The 24,861-nt window shown below is 54.2% G+C and carries 18 protein-coding genes; 1 reads left to right on the top strand and 17 read right to left on the bottom strand.

Translation table 11 applies throughout. The features are described from left to right. Positions 1-11 precede the first annotated feature (11 nt). The 17 genes from tssA to MUG06_RS01095 form a co-directional block, all read right to left on the bottom strand. Positions 12-1,607, bottom strand: a complete 1,596-nt coding sequence (gene tssA, locus MUG06_RS01175; protein WP_243077483.1) for a type VI secretion system protein TssA — start codon at positions 1,605-1,607, stop codon at positions 12-14. Further along, positions 1,607-4,981, bottom strand: a complete 3,375-nt coding sequence (locus MUG06_RS01170) for an ImcF-related family protein (protein ID WP_243078468.1) — start codon at positions 4,979-4,981, stop codon at positions 1,607-1,609. The genes tssA and MUG06_RS01170 overlap by 1 nt, the downstream gene beginning before the upstream one ends. 59 nt (positions 4,982-5,040) lie before the next feature. Then, entirely contained in the window at positions 5,041-6,156 is a 1,116-nt protein-coding gene (locus MUG06_RS01165) for a hypothetical protein (protein ID WP_243077482.1), read from the bottom strand. A 2-nt stretch (positions 6,157-6,158) separates the two neighbouring features. Then, positions 6,159-6,437 (bottom strand): PAAR domain-containing protein, encoded by a 279-nt coding sequence (locus MUG06_RS01160; RefSeq protein ID WP_243077481.1) that lies wholly within the window; start codon positions 6,435-6,437, stop codon positions 6,159-6,161. 541 nt (positions 6,438-6,978) lie between these two features. Next, positions 6,979-7,962 carry a T6SS immunity protein Tli4 family protein gene (locus MUG06_RS01155; protein WP_243077480.1) on the bottom strand — a complete coding sequence of 328 codons (984 nt, stop codon included), beginning with the start codon at positions 7,960-7,962 and terminating at the stop codon, positions 6,979-6,981. Positions 7,963-8,069: 107 nt separating this feature from the next. Further along, positions 8,070-9,599 carry a hypothetical protein gene (locus tag MUG06_RS01150; RefSeq protein WP_243077479.1) on the bottom strand — a complete coding sequence of 510 codons (1,530 nt, stop codon included), beginning with the start codon at positions 9,597-9,599 and terminating at the stop codon, positions 8,070-8,072. A 1-nt stretch (position 9,600) separates the two neighbouring features. Continuing rightward, the gene (vgrG, locus tag MUG06_RS01145; protein WP_243077478.1) at positions 9,601-12,126 is read right to left on the bottom strand and encodes a type VI secretion system Vgr family protein; all 2,526 of its coding nucleotides are present in this window, start codon (positions 12,124-12,126) and stop codon (positions 9,601-9,603) included. 67 nt (positions 12,127-12,193) lie between these two features. Beyond that, a complete protein-coding gene (locus MUG06_RS01140; protein ID WP_243077477.1) occupies positions 12,194-12,514 on the bottom strand; it encodes a DUF1493 family protein in 321 nt (106 codons plus the stop codon). Beyond that, complete coding sequence (locus MUG06_RS01135; protein ID WP_243077476.1) at positions 12,514-12,966, bottom strand: STM2901 family protein; 453 nt, start codon at positions 12,964-12,966, stop codon at positions 12,514-12,516. The genes MUG06_RS01140 and MUG06_RS01135 overlap by 1 nt, the downstream gene beginning before the upstream one ends. 14 nt (positions 12,967-12,980) lie before the next feature. Then, the gene (gene tssH, locus MUG06_RS01130) at positions 12,981-15,617 is read right to left on the bottom strand and encodes a type VI secretion system ATPase TssH (RefSeq protein ID WP_243077475.1); all 2,637 of its coding nucleotides are present in this window, start codon (positions 15,615-15,617) and stop codon (positions 12,981-12,983) included. Between the two features lie 301 nt (positions 15,618-15,918). Beyond that, complete coding sequence (hcp, locus tag MUG06_RS01125; protein WP_215846017.1) at positions 15,919-16,410, bottom strand: type VI secretion system effector Hcp; 492 nt, start codon at positions 16,408-16,410, stop codon at positions 15,919-15,921. 15 nt (positions 16,411-16,425) lie between these two features. Next, entirely contained in the window at positions 16,426-18,141 is a 1,716-nt protein-coding gene (locus tag MUG06_RS01120) for an OmpA family protein (protein WP_243077474.1), read from the bottom strand. A gap of 3 nt (positions 18,142-18,144) precedes the next feature. Beyond that, positions 18,145-18,798, bottom strand: a complete 654-nt coding sequence (gene tssL, locus MUG06_RS01115; protein ID WP_243077473.1) for a type VI secretion system protein TssL, short form — start codon at positions 18,796-18,798, stop codon at positions 18,145-18,147. Further along, on the bottom strand, positions 18,795-20,132 hold the full coding sequence (gene tssK / locus MUG06_RS01110; RefSeq protein WP_243077472.1) for a type VI secretion system baseplate subunit TssK: 1,338 nt from the start codon (positions 20,130-20,132) through the stop codon (positions 18,795-18,797). Before tssK ends, tssL begins: the two co-directional genes overlap by 4 nt. Positions 20,133-20,142: 10 nt before the next feature. Further along, the gene (gene tssC / locus MUG06_RS01105) at positions 20,143-21,690 is read right to left on the bottom strand and encodes a type VI secretion system contractile sheath large subunit (protein WP_243077471.1); all 1,548 of its coding nucleotides are present in this window, start codon (positions 21,688-21,690) and stop codon (positions 20,143-20,145) included. A gap of 34 nt (positions 21,691-21,724) precedes the next feature. Next, positions 21,725-22,222, bottom strand: coding sequence for a type VI secretion system contractile sheath small subunit (gene tssB, locus MUG06_RS01100; RefSeq protein WP_243077470.1), 498 nt, complete (start codon positions 22,220-22,222; stop codon positions 21,725-21,727). 668 nt (positions 22,223-22,890) lie between these two features. Then, on the bottom strand, positions 22,891-23,760 hold the full coding sequence (locus MUG06_RS01095) for an AraC family transcriptional regulator (protein WP_243077469.1): 870 nt from the start codon (positions 23,758-23,760) through the stop codon (positions 22,891-22,893). A gap of 178 nt (positions 23,761-23,938) precedes the next feature. Here MUG06_RS01095 and MUG06_RS01090 point away from each other — a divergent pair, with 178 nt between their 5' ends. Then, positions 23,939-24,838, top strand: a complete 900-nt coding sequence (locus MUG06_RS01090) for a DMT family transporter (RefSeq protein ID WP_215848233.1) — start codon at positions 23,939-23,941, stop codon at positions 24,836-24,838. The last annotated feature ends 23 nt before the right edge of the window (positions 24,839-24,861 follow it).

The following is a 24,861-nucleotide window of genomic DNA, read 5'->3' as shown; positions in this document are numbered from 1 at the left end:
CTTGATGAGTATTAACCGCACAGAACGGCGGCACGGGCCGGGTCAAGCGCTATCAGTCCGGCAAGCAGGTGTTCCATTTCCGGCTGCAGACGGGTTTTGTCGCTTTCACTGCGCCCGGCTTTCATACGCAGCAGTTTCAGATGACGCGCAAGCACTTCAAACAACAGTCCAGGTTCCCACTGCGCAAGTGTCACCCCCTCCGCCTGTGAACCCAGTTCAGAGAACAGGTGTGTCGCCAGCTCATTTTTGCCATATTGTTCGGCAACACGCGCCATCAGCAGGCGCACCAGCCATTTCTGGCGGGCGGTGGTAATACCAGGCCGGTTCTGCAGCCAGTTCAGCGCAGCCTCAGTGCCGTCACTGTCAGCAAGGGCAAGTGCTTCCGGTTCCAGCTGCAGAATATCGCTGTCAGCGCTGCTGTCCGGGACGGCGGTCACTCCACCATCCCAGGCGCTGGCCGACTCCATAACACCCTGCTGTATCCAGTTCAGGGTCACCTCATCTGCGAACGGGGTACCATCATTAAAGGCCAGCGTTTCAAGTCCCTGCAGACGAGTCAGTAGCCCTTTCAGGTCGGCGGCAATCATGTCAGCCAGCACACTCTGACCCGACTTCACCAACCCCTGATGGATATACCACTGCAGGTCGAGCCACAGGTGATTGGCACCGCGAGAGAACAGGCTGTCGGCCTGCTCCAGTATTTCGCTCCAGCTCTGCTGCAAGTACAGGCGTTTAAGCAGCGCGCGCTGGTCCGCTTTGGGCGGCTCAATGCGGGTACGCCCGTCACCCGCCATCACAGGCAGTTCCGCCAGCGTGTCGTGTCGCAAGCTTTTCATCAGGTGGTGTGCAGCAAGCCAGCCGCCGGGCTGTTCCTGAAGGTAAGCGGTTAATGTACGCCCCTGTGCCAGCAAATCCTGCCCGGAGGTGATGCGGCCCAGTTCAGATGTGTGACCGTGGGGAGCTGAAGAAGAAGCTGTCGCGTCACTGGCGTTCTGCGGGACGACGGCATTAACACCGCCAGCACTCACCAGGCGGGAGGCCAGCGCGCTGTACAAACCGCCCAACTGTGGCCTGCTTTCCTCCGGCTCCTTTTCAGCTAACTGCGCCATCAGTAAAAGTGCGCCCACAGTACGGCGCGCATCGCTCCTGACCACTTCCGGATAAAGGGACAGGCTGTCCACCATCCGTGAACCCGCTAACCATTCGAGTGCGGCTTTGCGGCTACGTTCACGCCGGGGATGCAGTTGTGCACCAAAACGTTCCAGCAACCCGGCCAGCAGTTCCAGTCCGTCAGCAAGCCCACCTTCACCTTCCCGGTGCAGTTTCGCCCAGCAGTAGTAGGTGGCGACCCGGATATCTTTTGCCGTGGTGGTGAGCAGTTTCTCGGCAAGCCGGCAGACGAGTTCCGTGTCCGCACCGGTGAGCTTATTGACCTCTTCTCGCATCTGCTGGAAATCATCGTCATAGCTGGGGTCCTCTCCGGCCGGTGAAGTGCCGGACACCGGCAGCAGCCAGTTGCCCCACAGCGCAACCCGCTCCCGCGTCTGCTGTAGTAACGACACCTGTTCTGCCTGGCAGGCACTGAGCAGGGAATGAAGTGATGGCATCAGTACATCTCCTCTGCGTCTGACCCTGACAAGGAAGCCTGCATCTGCGAGGTATCCACACTAAAAATCTTCTCCGGCAGGCGGAAGTTGCGCAGCTTAAGCAAAGCCAGCGGACCTTCTCCGGCTTCGGTACGCAACGTGTAATTGAGGTTGCGCCCGTCCTGCGCTTTCCAACGCAGGTTGTAGCTACTGGCCACGCCCGAATTGCCGCTGACAGAGGCCTTATCCAGTAGGCGTATCCACCCCCAGGCCCCCGGAACATCGGCATACAGACGGGTGCCGGCCTGGGTACTTATCCAGCTTAATGTCGCGCCCGGCGCTTCGGTATCCGCAGGCCAGCTAAAGCGTTTCCATGCTGGCATCTGATTCACGTAGGTGAGTTTCTGGCTGTCGATAATCATGTCGGTCTGCATCACCCCACTCGCCGTGCCCGGACGCAGTTCGAAATGCATCCCGGCATTGCCCTGCGGGAAGGCAACGTCAGAGAGTCGGCTCAGCGTGTTAATGGCCTTCAGAAAGGCCGGGTTAAACGTGAGCCTCTGTGAATTCATGCTGTCTGGCACCCAGCGACTCCCTTCCCGGTGCAGCACGCCTTTAAGCCGCGTCTGCAGGAACTGGGCAATACGGCCCGAGTCGGTATTCAGGTATTTCGCCAGTAACGGCAGGGAAACCTCACTGCTGGCATCACTGAAGGGATAGCGCCCACCGAAAGCACTGTTCCAGTCGCTGACCACCGCCTGTTGCCACTGGGCGTTCAGGCTGTCTGCTGCCGGCGTCAGTACCTGCTGCCAGGCCTGCTCCATCGGGTTCACAAATACTGTCTGCCCAAAACCGCTCCACTCCTGCCCGAGGCCGGCGGCAATCAGGCTGCCGTAGTCACGGATTTCGGTCAGGTCGACCGCCTTGCCCTGGAATACCGTCTGAGCAAGGGTCTGGGTCATGGCCTGCGGGTCGGCCGCGTTGGTCACCTGTTGCAGGCGCAGGCGCACCTGCGTCATCCGGGTCAGATACGACTGGAGGCTCTGGACCTGCGTGCCGGAGCGGGTTTTGTCCATCAGCGCCAGCACCGGGCCAAAGGTCGCGTCCAGTGGCCCGTGAACGCCGGCGCTCTGGTCAATCGCATCCTTATTGTCCCCAACCAGCAGATTCTTTGCCGACTTCACCAGAGAATCCGAAATCGCTTCGCCGGTCTGACCGGTGCGCCCCTGCACGTTCAGGGTGTTCATCAGCGCCACCAGAGGCGACTGACGTACATCGGCCATCAGGGTCAGCTGATCAATCGAGTCAGACAGCGTGGCCGCGCGGTTAAGCCGCAGGCTGTTGAGAAACGCAAGCCATGCGCTGCTAAAATCGGCAAAGTAACGCTCCATCAGGCGCTTTTTCAGCGCTTCCGGCGAGGTTTCATCCTGTTTACTTACCTGACGCTTACTGTCAGTGAGTACCCAGTCGAGTTCGTCCCGGCGCGCTTTCACCACTTTCTGTATCGCGGGCTGTACCGCCTGCTCCCAGGCCTGCCGGGCAAACATTCCCGGCACGATTTCTGTGGTGCTGAACAGGCGGCCGGCGTCGGTATCGCCGGTCATGTCTTCGAGGCGCATATCGACATAGAGGTGTGCCACCTGCGAGAGCATCTTTTGGTACAGGGTCGATTCGCTGTTACGCACGCCCATCAGGCGAACCAGCAGGGAACGCGCCTGGCTGACCATGTTTTCATCAGCACGCAGTTTCCACTCAGGATGTGTGACCAGCTGTGCGCCATAAAACGACAGCAGCGACGGGGCCACGCCCTGCCAGACGCCGTCTTTCACACCCTCACGCTTCGGCCAGTCATGCAGCAGCGCGGTGCTGAACCAGGCCGCATCCATATGTTTCGGGCGGGCCAGCATCAGGTAAAGTTTGAGCTGGTCATAAGTGGTTTTTGCCATTTTCTCACGCAAGGGACTGTCCGGCGGCAATGAAACAAACGCATTCAGTTGAGCTGCCAGATGGTCAGCGGCCGCATCACGTAACAGCGGTTGTGCGCTGTCGCGATAGCGAGGCCAAAGGGCGGTAAGCAGTTCATCATTACGGTTTAGACCGGCACGCTGATACCAGGGGGCTCCCTGCTCTGAGCGGTACTGCAGGCGGGCTAGTGTTTTCTGTAATGCAGACAGCGCCAGTAGACGGTCAGCCAGCGGCTGTTTTTGCTCTGAGGCCAAGGCAGCCTGCGTCTGCGTGCTGACAATCAGGCTACGGTTGTTGATAAAGGAAACCACCATCCAGGCGCCCCACAACACCATCAACAGCGCAAGTACACAAAGCATGACCCGCCACCAGCGAATACCGGGCTGACGCGGACGAAGATCGGCGGGAAGGTCGCGGACAGAATCGGGTAACACATCCCAACGCTTATCCCTGCCCCAGTGGTGCTGCACAGCACGTTCAGCACCGGCAGAAACCTGACTGAACACCACGCCCGCTAGCGGCAGCGGACGGTACGGATTGAGCAACACCGACAGCGGCGCAGTCACGCTCTCCGGTTCGCGGCTAAGCAGGTCGGCAAGCATCAGCAGGAAGTTATGTTTCACCTCGCCGCAGGTCTGCTGCAGGCCCTGTGAGGTCAAGTCCGGCGTCAGGGCGGACAGTTGTTCTACCAGCCCTTCGGTGCGACAACCGGCAGGCAACAGACAACCGGTCGCCTGAGTAATGCGTCCTTCCTGCTTACCAGCACGCGGGTGCAGGGACCAGACATACAACGGGAGTTTCCAGCCCAGCGCATCCATACGATCGCTGATGGCATGTGCCAGCGTATCCATGGTGTTTTCAGATGGAACCGGCAGCGGCTGTTCCAGCCCGGGGGCTGAGAGCTGGTCAAACGCTGAAGTGACCCACACCATGCCATCCACCGGACGACGACGCAGTTTGCGCAGCGCGGTCAGCCAGGTACTGTCTGCTGGCGTATTGAGGTCACCGCCCCACAGCAGCAATGTGCCGCGATCCTCCTGCCAGAATTGAGTGGTAAGTCCAGGGGTCAGTTGTTCGGCGTCGGTAACACTACCTGTCACCAGCAGGATGCGAACTTTGCGGGACCAGCCTCGACCATACAGAGTGCGCATCGCCTCACGGATCTCAGCGACGGATGGAAAATGACTGGCGACAGGAGTCGTCTGCAAATTTTGTTTTTCGCTATGGATGAGAACATTTTCCGAACGGTACAGAGTCTGCTGCTTTTTATAGTGGTTGCATTGCAGGAAATAAAAAGCAACAGCCAGAATCAGTAAGAAAGAGAAAAAACATCCCCAAATAGTCCATGCTGTATATTTTGTTATATTCCAGTAAGCAAATTCACCCTGCCAAATAAATAGCAGGAAAGCAGTTATCCCTGCCAGACCCATGATGAGAATGATATACCCAGTAATACCATAACTAGCTTTTGGCAATGACACTTCCGTTGTCATGAAAATAACTCCCGGGTTATCAGACAAAGTGAATACAAATTTTTCTCATTTCGGGAAATATATAACTGCATTTCGCCGGTGTGCTTTGCTGCATCAGCCAAAAGGGAAATCATCACCGGAAACATCAGAGGACCACGTGGCCCGAATGAGTGGTCAAGGGAAATCAAAGGGCGTCTTTCTGGCAGAGACCATTGTTTTGATGTGATATGTTGAACTAGCTGTGTACGCTCATCAGCATCCATACCCGATAACCAGACGTAACGTATTGACTCTTTTTCCAGTCGGTTATATTCAGATAGCATATCCAGTGCCCCGGTCAAGGAGTCAGAAGACAGACTCCTCCCCACTCCGGCGATAACGGGAAGTGCATTCTGGCTGGCGAAACGGCTGGAGGTGATTAATTGTGCGGTGACAAATTCGCTGTACTTTTCAGCCTCGCTATCTTTCCAGTCCTGCAAGCAAAGTAAAAGATCCAAGCCGCTTGGCTCGTTCTCATCATCAGCACAGAAAGATTCTGGTGCATCCGCATATTCCGGGCACAGCTCCCATTGTTGATAAACAGTCTGTTCTATCGTTTCTTTCTGATATTTTTCTTGGTACTGGATCACTATTTTACTGAGGTGATGGCGGTAGCCTGGGTATTGCTTTTCAATTTCCTGATCGATAAATTTTAAACGTTCACTCAGACCAGATAAATCAGCAGAAAGGGGGCGTGCTTTTTCAGGATATGCAGGTATATCGGCAAGGTTTCCCAGCAATGCATTAATGCCTTTTTCCTCCGGGGTCAGTGCGACATTCCCCACCACAATCTGTTGTTTTCTGCTCCAATGCTGCCAGTGTTGTTTGGTTCTCGCTGTTTCTTCATTCCACAACAGGGCAGCATTTACAGACTGTTCATAGCGATGAAATGCCAGACCAAAAAAACACAACCAGAGTAATGTTGCAGGTAACATGCCATACAGTAGAGCCTGACCGTAACTTGTCGCTTTCCCCGGAAAAACCGCGAGTAATGTTCCTGCCATTGCCATAACCAACAAAATAATGACCCAGCGTCTGTAGTCCGGTTGGGGTACCACCGTCTTTACGGGTATTTTCGGAATAGGCCATGACATAATCAGGACTCAATAGCACAGTCGGTATGTGAGCCGATAATCCGGCAACCACATTCACAGAGACAATGATCAACCACAATTGACACACCATTTTCAAAAGCAGTGGGTTCTCCTTCGGTTATTCGATTGGTTCCGTGCTCAGGGCAAGAGACCAAGTCGCCAACCAGTGCGACCTGGATGCCGTTAACATATAAGGAAGATGAAGCTGAAATTATTTTACCACCATGCGTAGTGGCATCCCCCAGACAAGCCAGTGCTGGCATAATATATTCCTTATTCATTAAGTATATTACGTGGTAATTATAAAATTAAATGGTTATAACTCACAGAATAACTAGATGTCATATTAAAACACTGAGTTAAATGCACTAAAAATAACGCCATGAAAAATTAATACTGATTATATTTTACATAGCTAGATGAGTTAAAACACTTCACTGACACATTCAATGCGAATTTTAATCAATAAAATCTTAGCGCGCCGCCACCTAATAAAACCAAAAAAAGCCATACTGAGAGAGGGAGAAAAACACATCCCAACGTCCTGACCTGAGCGGGATTGCTTCGATCTCTAAGGGCTGAAAAAGAGAAACCAAGCCCTAACATTGATATCCATGTAAGTAATACTTCCAGCTCATTAAACATTGCTTACCATTGCTCCTAAATATTTATTGAAACCACCATTTATCATCTTAACTGAAAGGCCGCTTTAAATACCTATACTATCAATTCCATAAGAGTTTTCATGGCCTGCGCCCTTAACAGCTATAAGAAGAATTACAAATAGTTATACTTCCCCCTCAACGAGAATCGTATGATTTTTCAGAATGCATTTGGCCTGTATCTGAATGTCCTGGTTATTCTGTCCCATATATCAACCAGCTGTGGACCCGTATAATTCTTCACCTCATGGCCAGAGTTATGTAATTCTAATGAAAATACCGGGTGATTATAATCAGCAATCTTTTCATTACCATAAAGTGAAAATGTATAATAGGGGACGTTTTTATCCTCTGGCCGGTAAATGTCCTGATTCGCTTTAATCAGCCACTCTTCTGCATTTATACCCGGGAGGGTAACCGGCCCTTTTCTGAGCGTGTGCGCCCCAATCCTGATCATGACCGGAGTTATTTCGTTCCCCCGCTCCAGTAGCGTTTCGCCATTTCCAAGGGTGCTATTGCTGTTTACTATCAGTTCAAAACCACCCTGACGGTACAACATGTTAATCTTTTCATCCGATTTGATATTGGCGTCGCTAATAAAACCCTCTGGAATACAGGTTCCTGGTTGCGTGGGCACTTCATTATCTGCTCTTCCCTTCAGTCTCGAAAGCAAACTTTGCATTTCCGCCAGTTTTTGAGGTACATCGTTCAGATCACTTTCCCTGGAACCGCTTTTTAAATAATCCTCTCTATCCTTTTTATATTTTGGATCGGATAAATCGGTGATCTCAGTAGTAACATTGAATGCCACTCCATTATGATACAAATGCCCTTCAATAATCCGCCCAAATCCTGGGACACTTCCATTTACATTGCGATCGAAAATAACTGTATTTTCATTTATTCGGTACACCTGTTTCAGAAAAGGCTGATCTTCAGGGTCAACTGTGTGGCTGTTTCTCAGTTCCTGCTCACGCAAGCGAATACGCTGTTCAAATGCCGGGCGATATAACCGCCTGCTGGCAATACTGACGTCATTAATTTTCACCTGGTCCGCCAGAGTATTGGTAAATGAAACGGGGACATCAAAAAGGTAGCGACCAAGGCACTGAGGTTTCATCTGCTCAAAAAGCGTATCCGTCATCTGTTTTTCCTCTACGGTCAGTGGCGATACCGGCCACGCGCGGGTTAATAACCAGTACGCTGTGGATAACACAAGCGCAACGGCAAACAATCCAAGCCATAAATGCCTTACCCGCATGGCGTCACCTCCCTGACCATTTTTATAATCGACCGTAACGTGAACTTTATTGCGACAGAGAGTCCGTTTTCAGTGCCGGGATCTCCCACGGCATAGGCCCCCTCATGATCCACTTCCGTGGCCAGCAGCGAATGAATACCGGAAAATGAGATACGCCCTGCACGGACCGGTACGGTGCCGTCTCCCGGACTGCCGGAGGAGATCAGTTCAAGCGTGCTCCCCTGCACATGACGGTAGGAGGGCAATTCCAGCGGTACGCCAAACACCGGTCTTGGTGCCGGGATCTGCCGCCATATCAGATGATCGTCTGAGGGGTGTTTATTACTGGCACCGTAAAATGCGTAAGTATGGGGATGATATTGACCGTTTAATTTTTCGATAAATTTTTCGACATCCTTTTTTATTCTGCTCTGATAGGCTTTCCACTCCCTACCCACATCATCCAGCAACAACTCTTTCTCGCACAGTCGCCACCAGTCACGTTCATTAAGATAAATTTCCGTATAAGGGTCGGACTCCGGTTTATTCATAATCCCTTTGCTGGAGTGGATTTTCAGCCATCCCGTCCCGTAGGCCTTACCCGGCAGCAGCTGTAACGGTCCGGGCGATTGGGCCAGCACCGGCATCAGATTGGCCGCGTCAGCACCAATAACTGACCCGACTATGCCCCGTTCTCCGGTTTTCATACGCCGGTAGGCCGCTGGAGACCCCAGACCCGGCATGACACCATGCACAATGCCAAGGATATTTTCCCTGCCGTTCATGTTTTCTGAATAATGCCGGGCAACCAGACCGCCCATGGAGTGCGTGACGAGGATAACTTTACTGACAGCAAGCCTGCCGTGATAGGTGCTCAACACCTGACTGATATAGCGGTCAAGATGCTGGGCAGAGTCCGCGTTTGACTGCAGCCAGTTATAACCAAAGACGTGCAAGGGAAATAAAAAATCGTAACTCTGCCTGACCTCATCTTCTGTCAGCGGTTCTTCGCCTTTTTCTGCACCTAAGTCTTCACCAATAAGCCACTGTCGGGGAGTTCGTCTGTGGGTGCCATTAACCAGGTTATCAAGCAGAATATGACCGTCATTCAGCATGCATTGCAGGGTATGGAGTGACTCGCCATAACTCTTGTAAAGCGCACTGCCCCAGCCGCGTTCCTCTCTGCTGGGAAACATTTTTCCTTCGAGGTCGCTATAAAGTACCTTACCGGTTAAATCCACTTCGGTAGTCGCTGGATCCAACAATTCTTTCCTTTCTTTTTTTGCTTTAATTGTCCATGCCAGCGCATCAATCCCCTCATACAGATCGGCATGCCAGACTTTTTTATCTGAGCCGGCCTTTTTCAGGTTCGATCCCATTACGCCTGGCAGGAAAATTATCGGGATCACTTTCTCCGCAACTTTAGGACAGACGACCACCAGATTGTCTTCAGCTCTGGCATTAGGCAGGGTATAAAATGCCCGTCCATTTTCATCATATTCGGGCAAAATCACTACTTCGTTTTCCGCTGCTCCCGTCATTTTATTTTTCGTCCTTAAACCGCATTCTGTCAGTCACCACGTCAGCTTGCTTCAGTACAACACTCTTACCATCTTCAGCTGTTGATACGATTTTGCTGGCTGCATCTTCAGCTTGCATGTGCAGTGTTTGACCAGACAATGCCGCACTATCATAGAGATGGACAGCTTTAGGGGTATAAGCAAAATCGGCCTTATCCCACTTATGTGCCATCTCGCTGGCGCTCTGCCCGCCAAACTTCTGCCATACTGCCGCCCGCTGGATAATCTTGTCCGGGGCGCCACTCTCCACCTCGCCGTTGCCTATCCGCAAATAAGCACCACCGCTGCCCACCAGTAAAATGTCCTGCTCTGCACGAATGATCACCTTGCCTTCGCTGCTACTAATACGTACATCTTTCAGCGCATCCAACGCCATCTCATCTCCCTGCGCCTGGATTTCCACCTTTCCCTTAGCAGCAAAGACTTTTATTCCCATCTTCTGCGCAAACAGGCTGATAATCTCACCCGCCGCCACAGTGAAGGCTTTCAACACGCTAAAATCGGTGTTTTTCCCACTGGTTGCCATGAGGTTTTCCCCCGCAGACAGCTGCAGGCTTTTCGCTGTGGTCTGCGCAATGCCGGCCGGTGCAGAGAACAACAGTGCGGACTGTTTAAGTTCGGTAAGTACATCACTGAGCAGTGCTTTTTGCGTTTGTAAATCTGCCAGTTCTGCTTTTGCCGTCTCCGCCGCACTACGCAGGGATTCGGTCAGCCACTGTGCCTTCTGAAGCTCGCTGAGAGCAGCCTCTATCGCCAACATTTTCCCTTGCGCCTGGGACTGAGAGTCAGCACTGATAAACACCCCGGCACCACCACGAATGGCAACATGCTTATCAGTTCGCAGCTCGGCACCTTCACCGCGCAGTTCACGGGAGGCATCCACGTTGTGGCCTAAATTCAGCTGTGTCTTGCCGCCGTACTCCGTACTGAGTTTGATATGTTCTTCGCCGCGCTTGTCTTCCATCCGCAGCTTGTTCAGACCCGCGGTACGGATGACATTTCGCGTGCTGTTGGCTTCAGTAACGTGGTCAAGGTGGCGGGAATCATGCAGAGCATGAGCAATATACGGCCGGTCCGGGTCCCCTTCGTGGAAGGCAATCGCCACTTCAGTGCCCTGTATCAGCGGGAAGTGAAAACCGTATTTATCGCCGCCGTAGGGTTTGGCGAAACGCACCGGCATGCTTTCCATGCCTTGGCCTTTGTCATCGCGGTCGGCGTCAAATTTCACCCGGTACAGGCCGGCTTCATCCTGCCAGGCATACATATCATTGTCTTTAGCGCTGGTGACGCGGGCTGTCAGCGTACCGCTGATGACCGGGCGTTTTTTAGCCGGCGGACGCCAGCAGCGGTTCTCGTAGTACGGCATCGCCGCCCACTCCACTCGCAGAGCGTTCTTGCGGCTGGCGGTGTAACCGGCGCTGATGATGACGAGACCATTTTCAGTTTCACGGGGCAGCGTTGGCGGGATGGTCGTTTCGGTGAGGGTCAGCACCTGGGCCGGACCCAGTGTATGGTCGGTGCTGCTGCCGGTCACCGTGGTCTGGGTCGACAGGAAGCGTTCATGCTCCAGGCGCGCCCAGAAGTTACCGGTTTCCGCTGTCGGGTTAATCTTGTCGCCACGTTCAAGGTGGCGCGGGCGGTGGTGGTACACCTCCCCGTAGGTGATACCCTTCCCGTCGCCCCGGGTCATATCAGCCGGTACTGACGTCAGGATTTTCTGGGCTTCACGGTGGTTATAGTCACTGGCCGTGACCGAGCGCTCCACCACGTTGTGCCGGACATATACACCCCACACCGAGTCCACTGCATTATCACTCATTCCCGACGGGCTGCTGAGTGGCAGCGATTTACCGAACGTCCAGGCGCTCTGTTTATCCGCGAAGTGCACCACTTCAGTCTGCGTATCCGGCTGCAGGGTAAAGAAGTAAAAAATCCCCACTTCGGCCAGCAGACGCTCAATAAACGCGAGGTCATTTTCTTGGTACTGGTTAATCTGCTCCCGCTTTGGATAATCAGCTTTAAAGGTGAACGCATACTCCCAGTCTTTCAGACCATGCTCCTGGAGCACCTCTGCCACCACTTCCGGCACCGATTGGTTGACGAAAAAGCGGTGAGTACGGAACTGGTTTTTCAGTAGTGCCAGAAACGGCTCAAGCGTTATCATGTATTCGGCCTGGTCGGCAGAACTGCTTATACGCTCAAAGTGCGTCACCACGCCATGCACTACTTTCTGACCGGTCTGCATAGCGAGCATCCCGGTTCCCATGGTCAGGGTCGCCGGTTTGCTCAATATCTGGCTGGCAGCAATATTTTTATCTGTGCTGGTAAAACTAATGTCATAGCGATAGAGCTGGCTCAGCGATTCAGTTCCACAGAAATCTTCGACATCCAAAGAAGAATGACAGGAGGGAATATTAAGCTGATAGCGATTAAGCGTAGTATTAACCAGACCCGAAAAGGTTTTCTGTAACATGTCTGTCAGGCTCATTATAATAACTCCGTAGTGATAATCCGTTTGATGTCACCGCCAGTTAAAGTGGGGTAATAAAAACAAATTATTTATATAACCAGCGCCCAGCCCCGGCTGATTCAATAAACATTCGTATCGTTAGTGGCGATTTACTCTGCATTATTTTTTTGCATAAAAATGCAGATTTACCCTGCCAGGGATAGTAATTATCAACGGAAAAACCATCTGCCGGGATATGAAAGTAACGGAAAAATGCGTCGGCCATTTCAGTAATATCTTCAACTTCAAAGAGCTCCTGCAATACGGCATCATCATCTATGCCCACCCTTTTCAGAAAAAGCGTTGTGACCAAAGGGAGCTCATGGAGAATAAAGTCTCTTACTTTGTCATCAGTTACCCTATTCACTAGATTTTATCCTCTTCACGAACAATGATGTTGTATCGGGCGACCGTTCGATAACTGATAACGGAAATATCATGAGCCAGAATCACCCATCCCAAAACAGGAACCGCCCTCCCCACGAAAGCACCAAGATTATTAACCCAAAAAATCTTTATTCCTTTCAATGAAAATGACTTCTTTGTAAGTGTAGGTAATACTCTTTTGCGAAATTTATAGCTGATATGTCTGCGAAAAAATAACGAGGCTGGAGATGTTCCCTTGGTTGCCGTTTCCGGTTTACCGGGAATATCAATGATGTTGTTACCCAGTATTAAAGCGGCGATACCAGCGATATCCTGTACACCCAGTTGTTTTTCTGTTTCATCAACCAGTACCCAAAAAAGCAGCTCCCAGGCGGTCAGATTATTCATGCCATCAAAAAAATACGTTCCGTTAAGTTCTTCAACAGTATCCATATTATCTGCCCTGATTAGCCCCTAAATTCCAGCGCAATCCCTTCCTCATCACTCCATCCCAGCGTCAGCGATTTTGGTTTTTGCTTCGCGGCCATATGAGTAAGTAACTGCTGGCTCAGCACCGGCAAAACTTGCTGGTTTAGCAGGCTGTCGACATTACGCGCACCGGTATCCGGCAGCAGACAGGCAGCAGTCAGGGCGTCGAACAGACTCTCGTCGATATGCGTGGTCAGACCGTAATGGCGATGTAAGCGCTTGCTGACCTGGCCGAGCTTCATTTCTACAATGGTGCGCATTGCCGGCTCGCTCAGTGGGCTGTAAATCACCGTCTGAAAACGTGCCAGCAGCGCCGGCTGGAAGTGGTCGCGCAGGATCGGTCGCAGCAGTTCGTGCAGGTCGCCTTCGGTGGCATCCGGCTGTTCATCCAGCAGCTGCATCAGGTGGTCACTTCCAAGGTTCGAGGTCATCAGGATAACCGTATTGCGGAAGTCGATTTCACGGCCTTCACCGTCGCGCATGAAGCCGCGGTCGAACACCTGGTAGAACAGGTTCATCACGTCGCGGTGTGCTTTTTCCACTTCATCAAGCAACACCACGCTGTACGGGCGCTTGCGTACCGCTTCAGTCAGTATGCCGCCCTGACCATAGCCGACGTAGCCCGGCGGCGACCCTTTCAGCTGGCTGACGGTGTGCGGCTCCTGGTACTCCGACAGGTTGATGGTGATAAGGGACTTTTCGCCGCCGTACAGCACATTCGCCAGTGTCAGCGCGGTTTCGGTTTTACCGGTGCCGCTCGGGCCGACCAGCAGGAACACGCCCTGCGGGCCGTTCTCTGAGGTGAGTCCGGTTTTGGCGGCGCGCAGCCGCTGCGCAATGGCGTTCAGCGCCACATCCTGGCCCACCACGCGTTTGCCAATTTCATGCTCCAGACTCAGCAGTTCAGTCTGCTCATCCTTCATTAATGAGGAGAGCGGCACGCCGGTCCAGTCGGCAATCACGTTGGCGACAGTACGCGTATCCACATCCACCTGAATCAGCGCATTATCCTGCTGTAGCGTTTCCAGCTGTTGCTGCAGGTCGTGGATGTCGGCCTGACGGCTGACGTCCTGACGGCAAACCATCAGCTGTTCTGCCAGCGCTTTTTCTTGCACGAAACGCTGTTCCTGTGTAGCGATATCCGCACTCAATACCAGACGCAATTTTTTAATGGTATCCAGCCGCTCACCCTGGGAATGACCGCCGACAGCGGTATCTTCCAGCAGCGCCTGCTCTTCCAGCGTGAGCGCGGTCATCTGCGCGTTTAGATGAGTGATGGCTTCCGGCACGGTATCAAGACTCATGCGCACCCGGGCGCTCGCGGTATCCAGCAAATCGACCGCTTTGTCCGGCAACTGGCGCCCGGTCAGGTAGCGTCGGGACAGCGTGACGGCAGCACGTACCGCATCGTCAGTGATATACACACCATGGTGTTCGGCGTAGCGAGATTTTAGGCCCCTGAGCATCAGGCAGGCGGTCTCGTCGTCCGGCTCGTCGACTTTCACCATCTGGAAACGGCGCTCAAGGGCAGCGTCACGTTCAAAATACTGTTTGTACTCAGACCAAGTGGTGGCCGCGATGGTGCGCAGTTCGCCACGCGCCAGAGCCGGCTTTAGCAGGTTGGCGGCATCCGCCCCGCCCGCCTGATTGCCCGCACCGATAATGGTGTGCGCTTCGTCGATAAACAGCAGAATGGGAGTAGGTGACTGCTGTACCGCATTGATGACGTTTTTCAGACGCTGTTCAAACTCACCCTTCACCCCCGCGCCCGCCTGCAGCAGGCCAAGGTCGAGAGTGTGCAAACTGACGGCTTTCAGCGATTCCGGCACATTACCCTCGGCAATGCGCAGCGCCAGGCCTTCCACCAGGGCCGTTTTACCGACACCCGGTTCGCCGACCAGAATGGGGTTGTTCTTACGACGTCTTGAGAGAATATCCACCATCTGACGAATTTCAGTATCACGACCAAACACCGGGTCAATCTTGCCCTCTTTCGCTTTGGCGGTAACGTCGAGGGTGAATTTATCCAGTGCGCTTTGCAGCGCCGGGTTCAGTTCACCCTCTTTGATGTCAGCGCCCACCGGGCGGCCAACGAATTCGACCTCGCCGCCGTGCCTCTGCGCCAGCTCTGCTGCCTGCTGAACCTCCGGTCGCTCGTCCGACTGCGCATCGAGCAGCGGTCGCAGAGGCTCCAGCTGGCTCTGCCCCAGCGTCAGCAGCGGCCATAGGCCGTCGCAGCGTGCCAGTTTTGGTTTACCGACCAGCGCCATCAGCAGATGGACACTGCGGATTTGCGCTTCTCCGTTAAGTGACGCAATCAGCCAGGCTTGCTGCATCAGCGTCTGAATATTGTCAGACAGCTGCGGTCGCCCGCGCACCGAGCGTGGCAGTGTATCCAGCCAGCCGAGCAAATCCTGCCACAGCGCGTCCATATCCCATTCGTAGCGACGCGCCAGCACCGTGAGGTCGCCCTCGCCCTGTTCCAGCAGTTTCAGCAGCCAGTGCTCCGGCAGGATTTCCGCATGGGCGCGGGTCTGGCACAGGGAGGCCGCCCCTTCCATGGCGCGGGCGCAGTAAGGGTTCAGACGTCGCAACAGGATGGCTGGATTTTCCATAACTCTCTCTCTTTATTAACTGCCGGACACGCTACCGCCCCTCGCTGTTTCCCGTGCAGGGGGACCAAAGCGCATGCGGTCAGGCTGGCAGTTTGTGGGTTTCTTTGCTCAACGTCCGTCACGCAGGCGCTCAGCAAAGAAAAAGGCGGGCAGAACGGACTGCCCGTCTAAGGGGTTACTCTAAATAGTTCGTGCGCTAACAAGGCGGCAAGTGCGCAAATCCCCGGGAGCTTACAGCGGTAAGTGACCGGGGTAAGCGAACGCAGCCAACGCCGTTACCGCACGAAATATGACGAGTAACTTAGGCGGTGGCGCGTTCGTTCCACGAGTCGGAATGAATGATGTTGCCGTCTTTGTAGGTCCAGGTGATCTTCTCGTAACGCAGTTCGATCGCTTCGAGGTGGTTATGCTTCTCGTAGCCCGGGTCTTTGATGTCGTGCATTTTCGGCGCGACTTTCACCAGTTTCACGTTCTCAAGTTTGGTGTTGAAGTACTCTACTTCCTGGCCTGCGTCGTTGATTTTGTACCACTTGAACTCAGCAGATTTCAGCGTCTGGCCTGTCGTTACCGCTTTGTACAAATACGGGCTGGACGAGTCGATTTCTTTGGTGAACAGGAACGGGGTATGAATGCGGGTTCCGGTCAGCTTGCCGGTGTTGTTATCGGTCGGGATGTACAGAGTGTGTTCCTGTGCCACCACTTCGATGCTGCCTTCGCGGTCCTTAACGTCTACAGACCCTTTAATGTCCGCACCGCCATCGTCTTTGAGCCAAAGATAAACAGGAATTGCCATGGTTTACTTCTCCATTTATTGAGTTAAAACGTCACGTTCATCCGCTGACGCTGGTGTTGTATCGGGTATCTGACAGGCATCTGCCTGCGGTACCAGACTGATTTCGACACGGCGGTTAAGCGCACGGCCTTCCGGGGTATCATTGGTTGCAACAGGCCGGCTTTCGCCGTAGCCCTGCACCGCAAAACAGCTTTCGGGCACGTCGCCGGTATCGCGCATCCAGTTACGCACCGCTTCGGCGCGTTTCTGCGAGAGTGTCTGATTGAGGGGGGGATTGCCGGTGTTGTCGGTATGTCCGCTGACAACAATCAACCAGCCCGGCCTGGCCTTGATACCCACCAGGGAGTTCACCAGCAGTTTGGTGGACCCCGCCTTCAGATCCGCTTTGCCGGAGTCAAAAAGCGACAGGTTGTCGAGGCGAACCGTTTTCGGTCCCTGTACGATTTTCTGGATAACGGGTGCCGGGGGGACTGGCGGAGCCCAGTCACTGACCGCCGCCTCAACAGGTGCCACAAGGCGCAATCCCTGGTACAGGCCCATGCGATAACGCAGCGGTTCTCCCCGACGCTGCCAGTCATCCAGCAGGCGACCGTCAGCCTGCAGGCGCTGTTGAGCCTGCGATTTTGGTGCCGGAGGCTCGCCACTGAGGCGATAGTAGAGTGCAAGATGGTCGCCCACGCTGCGGATAAGACGCTGGTTATTGATAAAAGACGCCAGCATCACCAGCGCGAGGAAAACGCCTGCGAGCAGGCCCACATGACGCCAGAACGCCATCCGTCGACTGATACCCCTGCGACGCGGCAGACCCGGAAGCAGCAGCTCTGGCAGAGGAAGCGGGTCTGCAGAATCAACCCGCTCCGGCGGCAATGCCGTTATGCTGGCAATATGCTGTTGCCAGAGGCTATTAGCCTGCCCGCTGACCGGCACCATGCAAAAACCCTGTGCACAAATCTTCAGTGCGGGCAGTTCTCCCTGCCGGGCTGTCAGCAAACTATCTATCTGACCCCCCTGCCAGCCCAGCAGGCTGTTAAGCCACAGCGCCTGACTCAGGCGACTAAAGCGCCCGGAGGGCTCGATTTCATTGAGCCAGTCAGCAAGCTGCCGGTTTCCCTGCCCGGGCTGATGGACCTGCATACCAGCACGGTGACTGACCGTGGTAAACCAGACCGGCACTTCCTGCACACAAGCCCCTGGCGGTGAAACCCAGGTCACGGACCATACAGGCGGCAAACCGCCCAGCCACGGGCGACACTGCACCACAGCACGCTGCCAGCCCCGAAGACACTGGGTAAAATCATCCGGGCTGTGATGGTGTTCAGGCAACGTCGCCAGCAGTACGGAAATCTGTGACACCAGCGCCGGTCGCACGAGGCTCAGGTGTTGCACCAGCAAAGGGAGTTGTTCTGCATCATTGACCCGCAGGTACCACCCCTGGCGGGTTTCACGGTGTTGGGTTTCGGACCCGAACAGCGCCGCAGAGTCCCCGCAGGCGAGGATGACCGCCCCCTGGAAGTCCTCCGGCGGCAGACTGTCCTCGGTCACGTGATTAACCGTTCCGTGACGGCGTTGCGATACTCGCCACTCCCGCCACAGCACGACGCCACAGACCAGGACAACCAGCAGGCAAAGCGCCACCTGGCTACTCACAGAGAGTGGCCAGAACCCCAGTATCAGCCACAGGGCAAAAAGACCCGCCAGTGCTGGCAGCAGAGCCCGGTAAATATCACGCATCGCTTACCCCGGCCTGATTATCTGGTTCACCATCTCGGTAAGAGATGAGGAGAGGAAAAACCAGAGCGCGACCAGCACCACGGTGCCGGCAAACCAGGACAGCCAGTACCACCGGCGACCGCTGCGCAGGCGCGATGCCCTGACGATAACCGGCGCATCCTGGGCAAGCTGAAACGGTGGCACCCGCTTACCCAACCTGCGCACCACATCCTCACGGCGTTCGTCATCCTGTGCACGGTACTGCCCTACAAAGCCCAGTTGCACCGTACGGTACAGGCAGGTCAGCACCGCCGTATCGGGCGCAGTTTCTTTGAGAAGCATGCGGATCCTTTCCCATAACTCCTCACCGGCGTTAAGCGTGCTAAAGAAGTACGCCTGCAGCGGATCGCGGTGCCAGGTCAGATAACCATCATCAGACGTGCCCCGGTTGAGTACGCTTTCATCCAGCAGGGCACACAGGGCATACACCATGTGATCCCGTTGGGTTTCGCTGTACCCCGCATCGGCCAGCGCGGTACGGGCCTCTTCCACCAGGCGGCGGGCCTGCCGGTAGAGCCGTTCACCGTCCCGGACTTCCTGCCCACCGCGCAACTGGCTCGCCATCAGCCAGCCGGGGTAAAAAATGCGTTCTATCTGGCTCAAATCGGAGGGTTTCATGTACGCAGCACCGCATAAAGTTCCAGTTTCACATCCCCCAGCGATTGCGGGGTGTAGAAGGTACAACTGCCGGCCTCCAGCATGGCTCGGGCGGCAGTTGTACTCAGATCCAGCGCAAAATACTGGTTCTCCAGGCGCAGCGGGATGGCCGCAGGAACATGGCTGAGCGGTTTAATCACCATGCCGCTCAGGGCCACGTTCACCACCTCGGAAACATCATCAAAACTGCCGGCCTTACATAGCTGCGGGAATTTCACCTGCAGATCATGGTTCGGCATGGAAGCACGCACGGAAAGGTAGAAGTCCGCCCCTTCACGCAAACGCGCATCGTGCAGTAATCCTTTCCAGATCTGCTCGTCTCGCTCGAGATGAATGCTGATTACCCGCGATGGCAGGCTCGCCTCGAGCAGGTTATCGAGCAGCGTCAGCAACGGCGGGAATACCTGCTCCGGCGCTTCATGCCGGTAAACCGGAATATCGGCGGCGTCATGCTCCAGTGAGAACGTCAGCAGACTGCCCACCAGACGGGCCAGTTCGCGATACAGCAGTTCGGGGTGACGGGTGGGATTTTGTAGCAGTTCTGCCAGTACCGGCTCAGCGCTGTTCAGGGCATTCAGCAACCAGAACAGAGAAACATCCGCAACGGCAAAGTCGGCCATCCGTTCGTTGCTTTCACGCCGCATAGCCATCAGGCGCTGGCGTCGTGCCTGAAGGCGTTTATAAATGTCACCCAGTTCCGCTATCAACAGCGGGCTCGCGGAAAGAGAAAGCAACGGAGGAATGAAGGTCAGATCCCGACTCCATTGCCCCTGAGCATTGCGCACGAGGCGTGTTACCGGACAGGTCAGCCAGGCGGCATTTTCCTGTGTAGACAACCTTAGTGTCATCGCATGGCGAAGGATGGCCAGTTCGCCGCGTTCGTTTCCGGCCAGTTCCTGCACCGGCACCCGCTCGGCTTTCCACCTGCGGGGGCGTTCACTGTCTCTCCCGTCATCAAGATTGCCGCCGTTGGCACTCAGCAACGGCAGCGCCAGTAGCACTTCTACGGTATCCTGCGCCTGTGCGGCGGACAGATCACAGACCGGCGGCAGATTGTCCGACAGGTCGGTATCCACCAGCGTGCCATCCGCAAATCGCACCACCAGATGGGTGGCATTGAGGCGGGACAAGGCCAGTCCGGCATCATCAAACGAAGCGGCCACCACGCCCCAGGGGTGAGCCAGCCCCATACGTGCGACCGTGTCGGTCACATGCGCATCCCACAGCGCCTGCTGCTGAAACTGTTGTGGGGCCAAAAAGGCCCCGTCTTCCCACAGTGGACGATAAATTTTCATCGTTTTCTGTCTATGCCTTAGCCTTCGGCATCTGGGAAACCAGCGACAGGTTGACGTCCATGCCTTCAACCTGGAAGTGCGGGATCGCATACAGTTTCACGCGGAAGAAGCCCGGATTATCGTCAATATCCTCCACGGTCACTTTCGCATCGCGCAGCGGGTGTGACGCCTGAAGTGAATCGCCCGGATCGGTCATTTCAGTCACCAGCGTGCGTACCCAGGTGTTTAGTTCCAGCTCCAGCAGACGACGGTCTTTCGTCGTGCCGATATTTTCACGCTGAATAAGCTTCAGGTAGTGCGCAATACGCGACAGCAGGAAGATGTACGGCAAACGGGAATTAATACGGCTGTTAGCCGTCGCATCCGCCGTGTCATACAGCGTCGGCTTTTGCGCGGAGTTAGCCGAGAAGAAGCAGGCGTAGTCGCGGTTTTTGTAGTACGACAGCGGGATAAAGCCGAGGTTGGCGAATTCAAATTCGCGGGTTTCCGGGATCATCACTTCAGACGGGATCTTCACCTGATTGCCGGTGCCCAGGTCATACAGGTGGATCGGCAGGTCCTGCACCGCACCGCCGGCCTGCGGGCCGCGAATCTGCACGCACCAGCCGTTGCTGATGAAGCTTTTCACCATATTGGCTGCAAAGGCAAAGGAGGCGTTGGTCCACAGGTATTTGTCGTGGTCTGGGCCTTTCACCTCTTCGACGTAGTTGAAGCTGCGCACCGGCACAGTGTCCGGGCCGTACGGCAGGCGGCCCAGCACGCGCGGCATCACCAGACCGATGTAGCGGGAATCGTCCGTCTCGCGGAAGGATTTCCACTTGATGTATTCGGCGCGGTCGAAGTAGTTACCAATGTCCTTGATAGCCGCGACCTCTTCCATTTTGTCCTTAAGGAAAAATTTCGGACCCGCAGAACCGATGAACGGCATATGGGCGGCAGCGGACACTTTGGAGATATTACGCAGCAGCGCTATGTCCTGTGCAGAGGCATCAAACTCGTAGGCAGAAATCAGCGCGGCAATCGGCTCTCCGCCCGGAGAATCGTATTCTGCGGTATATGTGTGCTGGTATAATCCGCTCTGAATAATCTCCGGCGCGTCTTCAAAATCCTGACGGAGGTCATCTTTCGACACGTCCAGCAGTTCGATTTTGACGTTCTGACGGAAGTCAGTTTTGTCGACCAGGGACTTCACCCCGCGCCACAAAGACTCAACCTTTTGAAATTCCTGATGATGCATGACTGCATCCAACTGGCGGCTAATCTGAAAATCCAGCTCGGCGATATGGTGGTCAATCAGGGTTTTGTCCAGCTTTTCAACTTTTGAACCCGCTTTGCTCAGGCACTCCAGAAACACCTGCATGCCGGCGGTCAGACGCTCATCGGCCGTCGCATCCGACATTGCCTGGTTGTCCTGCCAGATATCAAGCGCACTCAGCTCTGACACCGGGTTCAGGTTGATTTTTTCAAACAGGGTGGCATACACACCACCTGCTTCCAGGCGATCCGGCACGATACTTTCCCCGCCGGCAGCATTTTCATTTTTCACAAACATCAGCATCTTCTCTTCGTTAATCCGTTAAACATCACGACCGTCAGGCTTGTTTTGGTGCCAGGGCAGACAGCTCATTGCGCAGTTCTGCGCTAAGCGTTGGGTCAAGCAGGATTTTTTCCAGCTCTTTGCGGAAGGTCGCGTTGTCCAGCAAGTTAGCCTTCAGGTCGCGCAGCAGATTACGCATGGCAAGCATCGCCTTGAGCTGCGGGATTTGACGGGCTACCTGCTCCGGCTCGAAGTCTTTCATCTGAGCGAAGGAGAGGCTGACGTTTTCCTCACTGCCGTCACCGGCCAGGGTGTTTTCTACAGAAAGATTGACGGAGGGGGAGAATTCGGCGAGCACGCTGTCGAAGTTGTTTTTATTGACGTCGACTTTTTCACGCTCAGACGCCGGACGTTGCTCGGCACCGTTGCTGTAATCGCCCATCACCATCAGTTTGAGAGGTAATTCGACTTTCTTCTGTGCACCGCCGGTATGCACACTCAGTTGGATATTAACGCGAGCCTTTGGGATCTCGGATTGATAGGAATTAGACATGGCTGATCCTGTTCTATGGAGTAATAGAAACGGTCAATACCAGTGAGAAATTAATAAGAACGGCTTACCATCCCAGCACAACCCCCCTGTTCACGTCATCCGACGTGAATCAAAAATCAGGCGTCAAAAGCAAGCACATTCCATTCACCAGCATGCTGACACTGTGTTTTTTTGGTATTTATCTGAAAAGGAAAAATTCGGATAAACCCCTATGGACGGAGTTTAGAAACGTTGGTTATGTGATTGGAAGTAAAATTATGTAACATAATATTTCAAATAATGCATGTGGCAAAAAAAGATCATCTTTCTGATTTATAAGAAATTTCTTACGACACCTCTGCAAGGCCCATGGAATAAGGGTGTGCAGCAAATGATCAATTTGACTTAGGGCTAAAAATTGCACAAAAAACTCAAATCTCATGAGGGAGCTGATTTTTTAGTTTTTTATTAAAAATGAGATCTCGTCCGTTACCGGGTAAACGGAAGATAGCGTGTGACCTAAGAAGCAATAGTTTTTATTTTTTCTTAAGTTAGGCTTATTGATAGTCGCCGGGGAAATCAGAAAGGTTGACGGTGTGGCTCGCTCATATCTCTTCCCGCAGTGAGAGATATGAGCCCGATAGACACGGCGCAGAACGCCTGAAGTGCACCGATATTTCTTATCAGCTTCAGCCCATCCCTTGGCGATAAACAGAGGGTGAAACACCGTGAACCTGGCGGAAGCGATTACTGAAGTGACTGGAAGAGTAGAACCCACAGCGTAATGCAATATCAGTAAGTGAAAGCTGCGGCTGTGCCAACAATTGCTGTGCGCGCTGCATGCGGCGACGCATAATAAATTGATGAGGTGCCTCGCCAACGGCGTGACGGAACATGCGGGCAAAGTGAAACTCACTTAAGGCTGCTTCCTGCGCCAGCTCCGTGAGCGTTAAAGGTTGCTCGAGATTCGCGTCAATAAACTCCATCACCCGACGCTGTACCGCTGGCGCCAGCCCGCCACGCACCTGCGGTAATTGCCATTGAACGTCACTGTACTGCTGCAACAGATGTGTCAGAAGCAGCGTTGAGGCACTGCTCAGCATGAGCTGGTTAGCGGGCTGTTGCCAGTCGCAGCTCAGCAAAAAATGGCGATAGAGTTGGGTGATACGATCGTCATCGGCGAACACTTTTTGATCGAGCGTGAGCCGCGCAGGACTGCGATCCCACGTCTGTTCCGCCAGCTGGCGCATCTGCGTTTCGGTACAGTAAAGGTGTACAAACGACAAGTTTGCTCGCACATCCCAGGTGGATTCGGTTCCTGCGGGCATTAAACAAAAGCGATCGGGACCGCCTCCGTTACGCCAGCCGTGCGGCGTTTTATGCCATGTGTCATAACCGTCGGCAACGTAGAGACTGAGCGTGTGATGATCGCTGAGGTTGGTCACCCGCACGCCACGGTTAAACCACGCCGCCAGCTGAACACCGCTATTTAAATGCACCGTATCGCGTAACTGCGCATTGGCGCGTTGCAGAATATCAAACGTCTGGTAGGTGCTCATCGTCGCATCGGTCCCTTAAACACATGCGGTGAGTTTACGGCGGAAGGCGGACAGAAAACAGGTCTCATCGGGACGACTGCGAAAAATGCGCAAGAATTTGCAAGTTCAGCGCAGCCCGGTGCAAGCCAGCCTGCCAGAGGCGGCATACACTGCGCCCATTCTGGTGTGGAGAATCGCAATGAACCTGTTTTTATACCTTTCCGTCGTCATTATTTGGGGCACCACCTGGATTGCCATTTACGCACAACAGGCTGCGGGCGGCAGTGCTGTCACCGTGGCGGTGTTCTGGCGATTTCTACTGGCTGCTGGGGTGATGTTGGTGGCGCTGCGTCTGTTCAAACGCCTGCAGAGCTTAACGCTGCGCGATCACCTGTTTTGCCTGTTACAAGGCTGCTGTGTTTTCGGCTTCAACTTTGTCTGTTTTTATCATGCAGCCGCGTGGATCAGCAGTGGACTGGAGTCGGTGATCTTTTCGATGGCGGTGCTGTATAACGCTCTCAACAGTTGGATCTTCTTTCGTCAACGACCTTCAGCACGCCTCTTCCCCGCCGCCTTGCTGGGTATTGGCGGTATCGTCGCCCTGTTTTGGCATGACCTGCGTGACACCCAAGCTTCAGCCGAGTTGCTGTGGGGCATTGGATTAAGCGCACTCGGTACGCTGGGCTTTTCGTTTGGCAATATGATCAGTAATCGCCATCAGCGCGTGAAACGCGATGTGTTGACCACCAACAGTTACGGCATGCTCTATGGCGCGTTAGTGATGGCGGCGTTATCGCTGGTGCAAGGTGAATCGCTGCAACCCACCTGGAACGTGCAATGGTTGGGGGCATTAAGTTATCTGGCAATATTTGGCTCGGTGATTGGCTTTGCTGCGTATTTTACGTTGGTAGGCCGTATTGGATCGAGTCAGGCCGCCTATTGCACGCTGCTGTTCCCGCTGGTCGCATTGGCATTATCAACCCGCTATGAAGGGTATGTTTGGCACGCAAGCGCCATCCTTGGCCTTGTCATGATCTTGCTGGGCAATTTAGTGATGTTTGCCCGCTGGCCGACGATCCGTCGCCGCGCTATTGCTTGACTGGATTGCGGGTTTCGGCCCGC

The sequence above is a fragment of the Pantoea sp. MQR6 genome, from assembly GCF_022761075.1.
In the GTDB taxonomy this organism is placed as follows: Bacteria; Pseudomonadota; Gammaproteobacteria; order Enterobacterales; family Enterobacteriaceae; genus Pantoea; species Pantoea phytostimulans.
The sequence above is the reverse complement of the archived record's forward strand: the minus strand, read 5'-3'. Positions and strand labels throughout refer to the sequence as shown.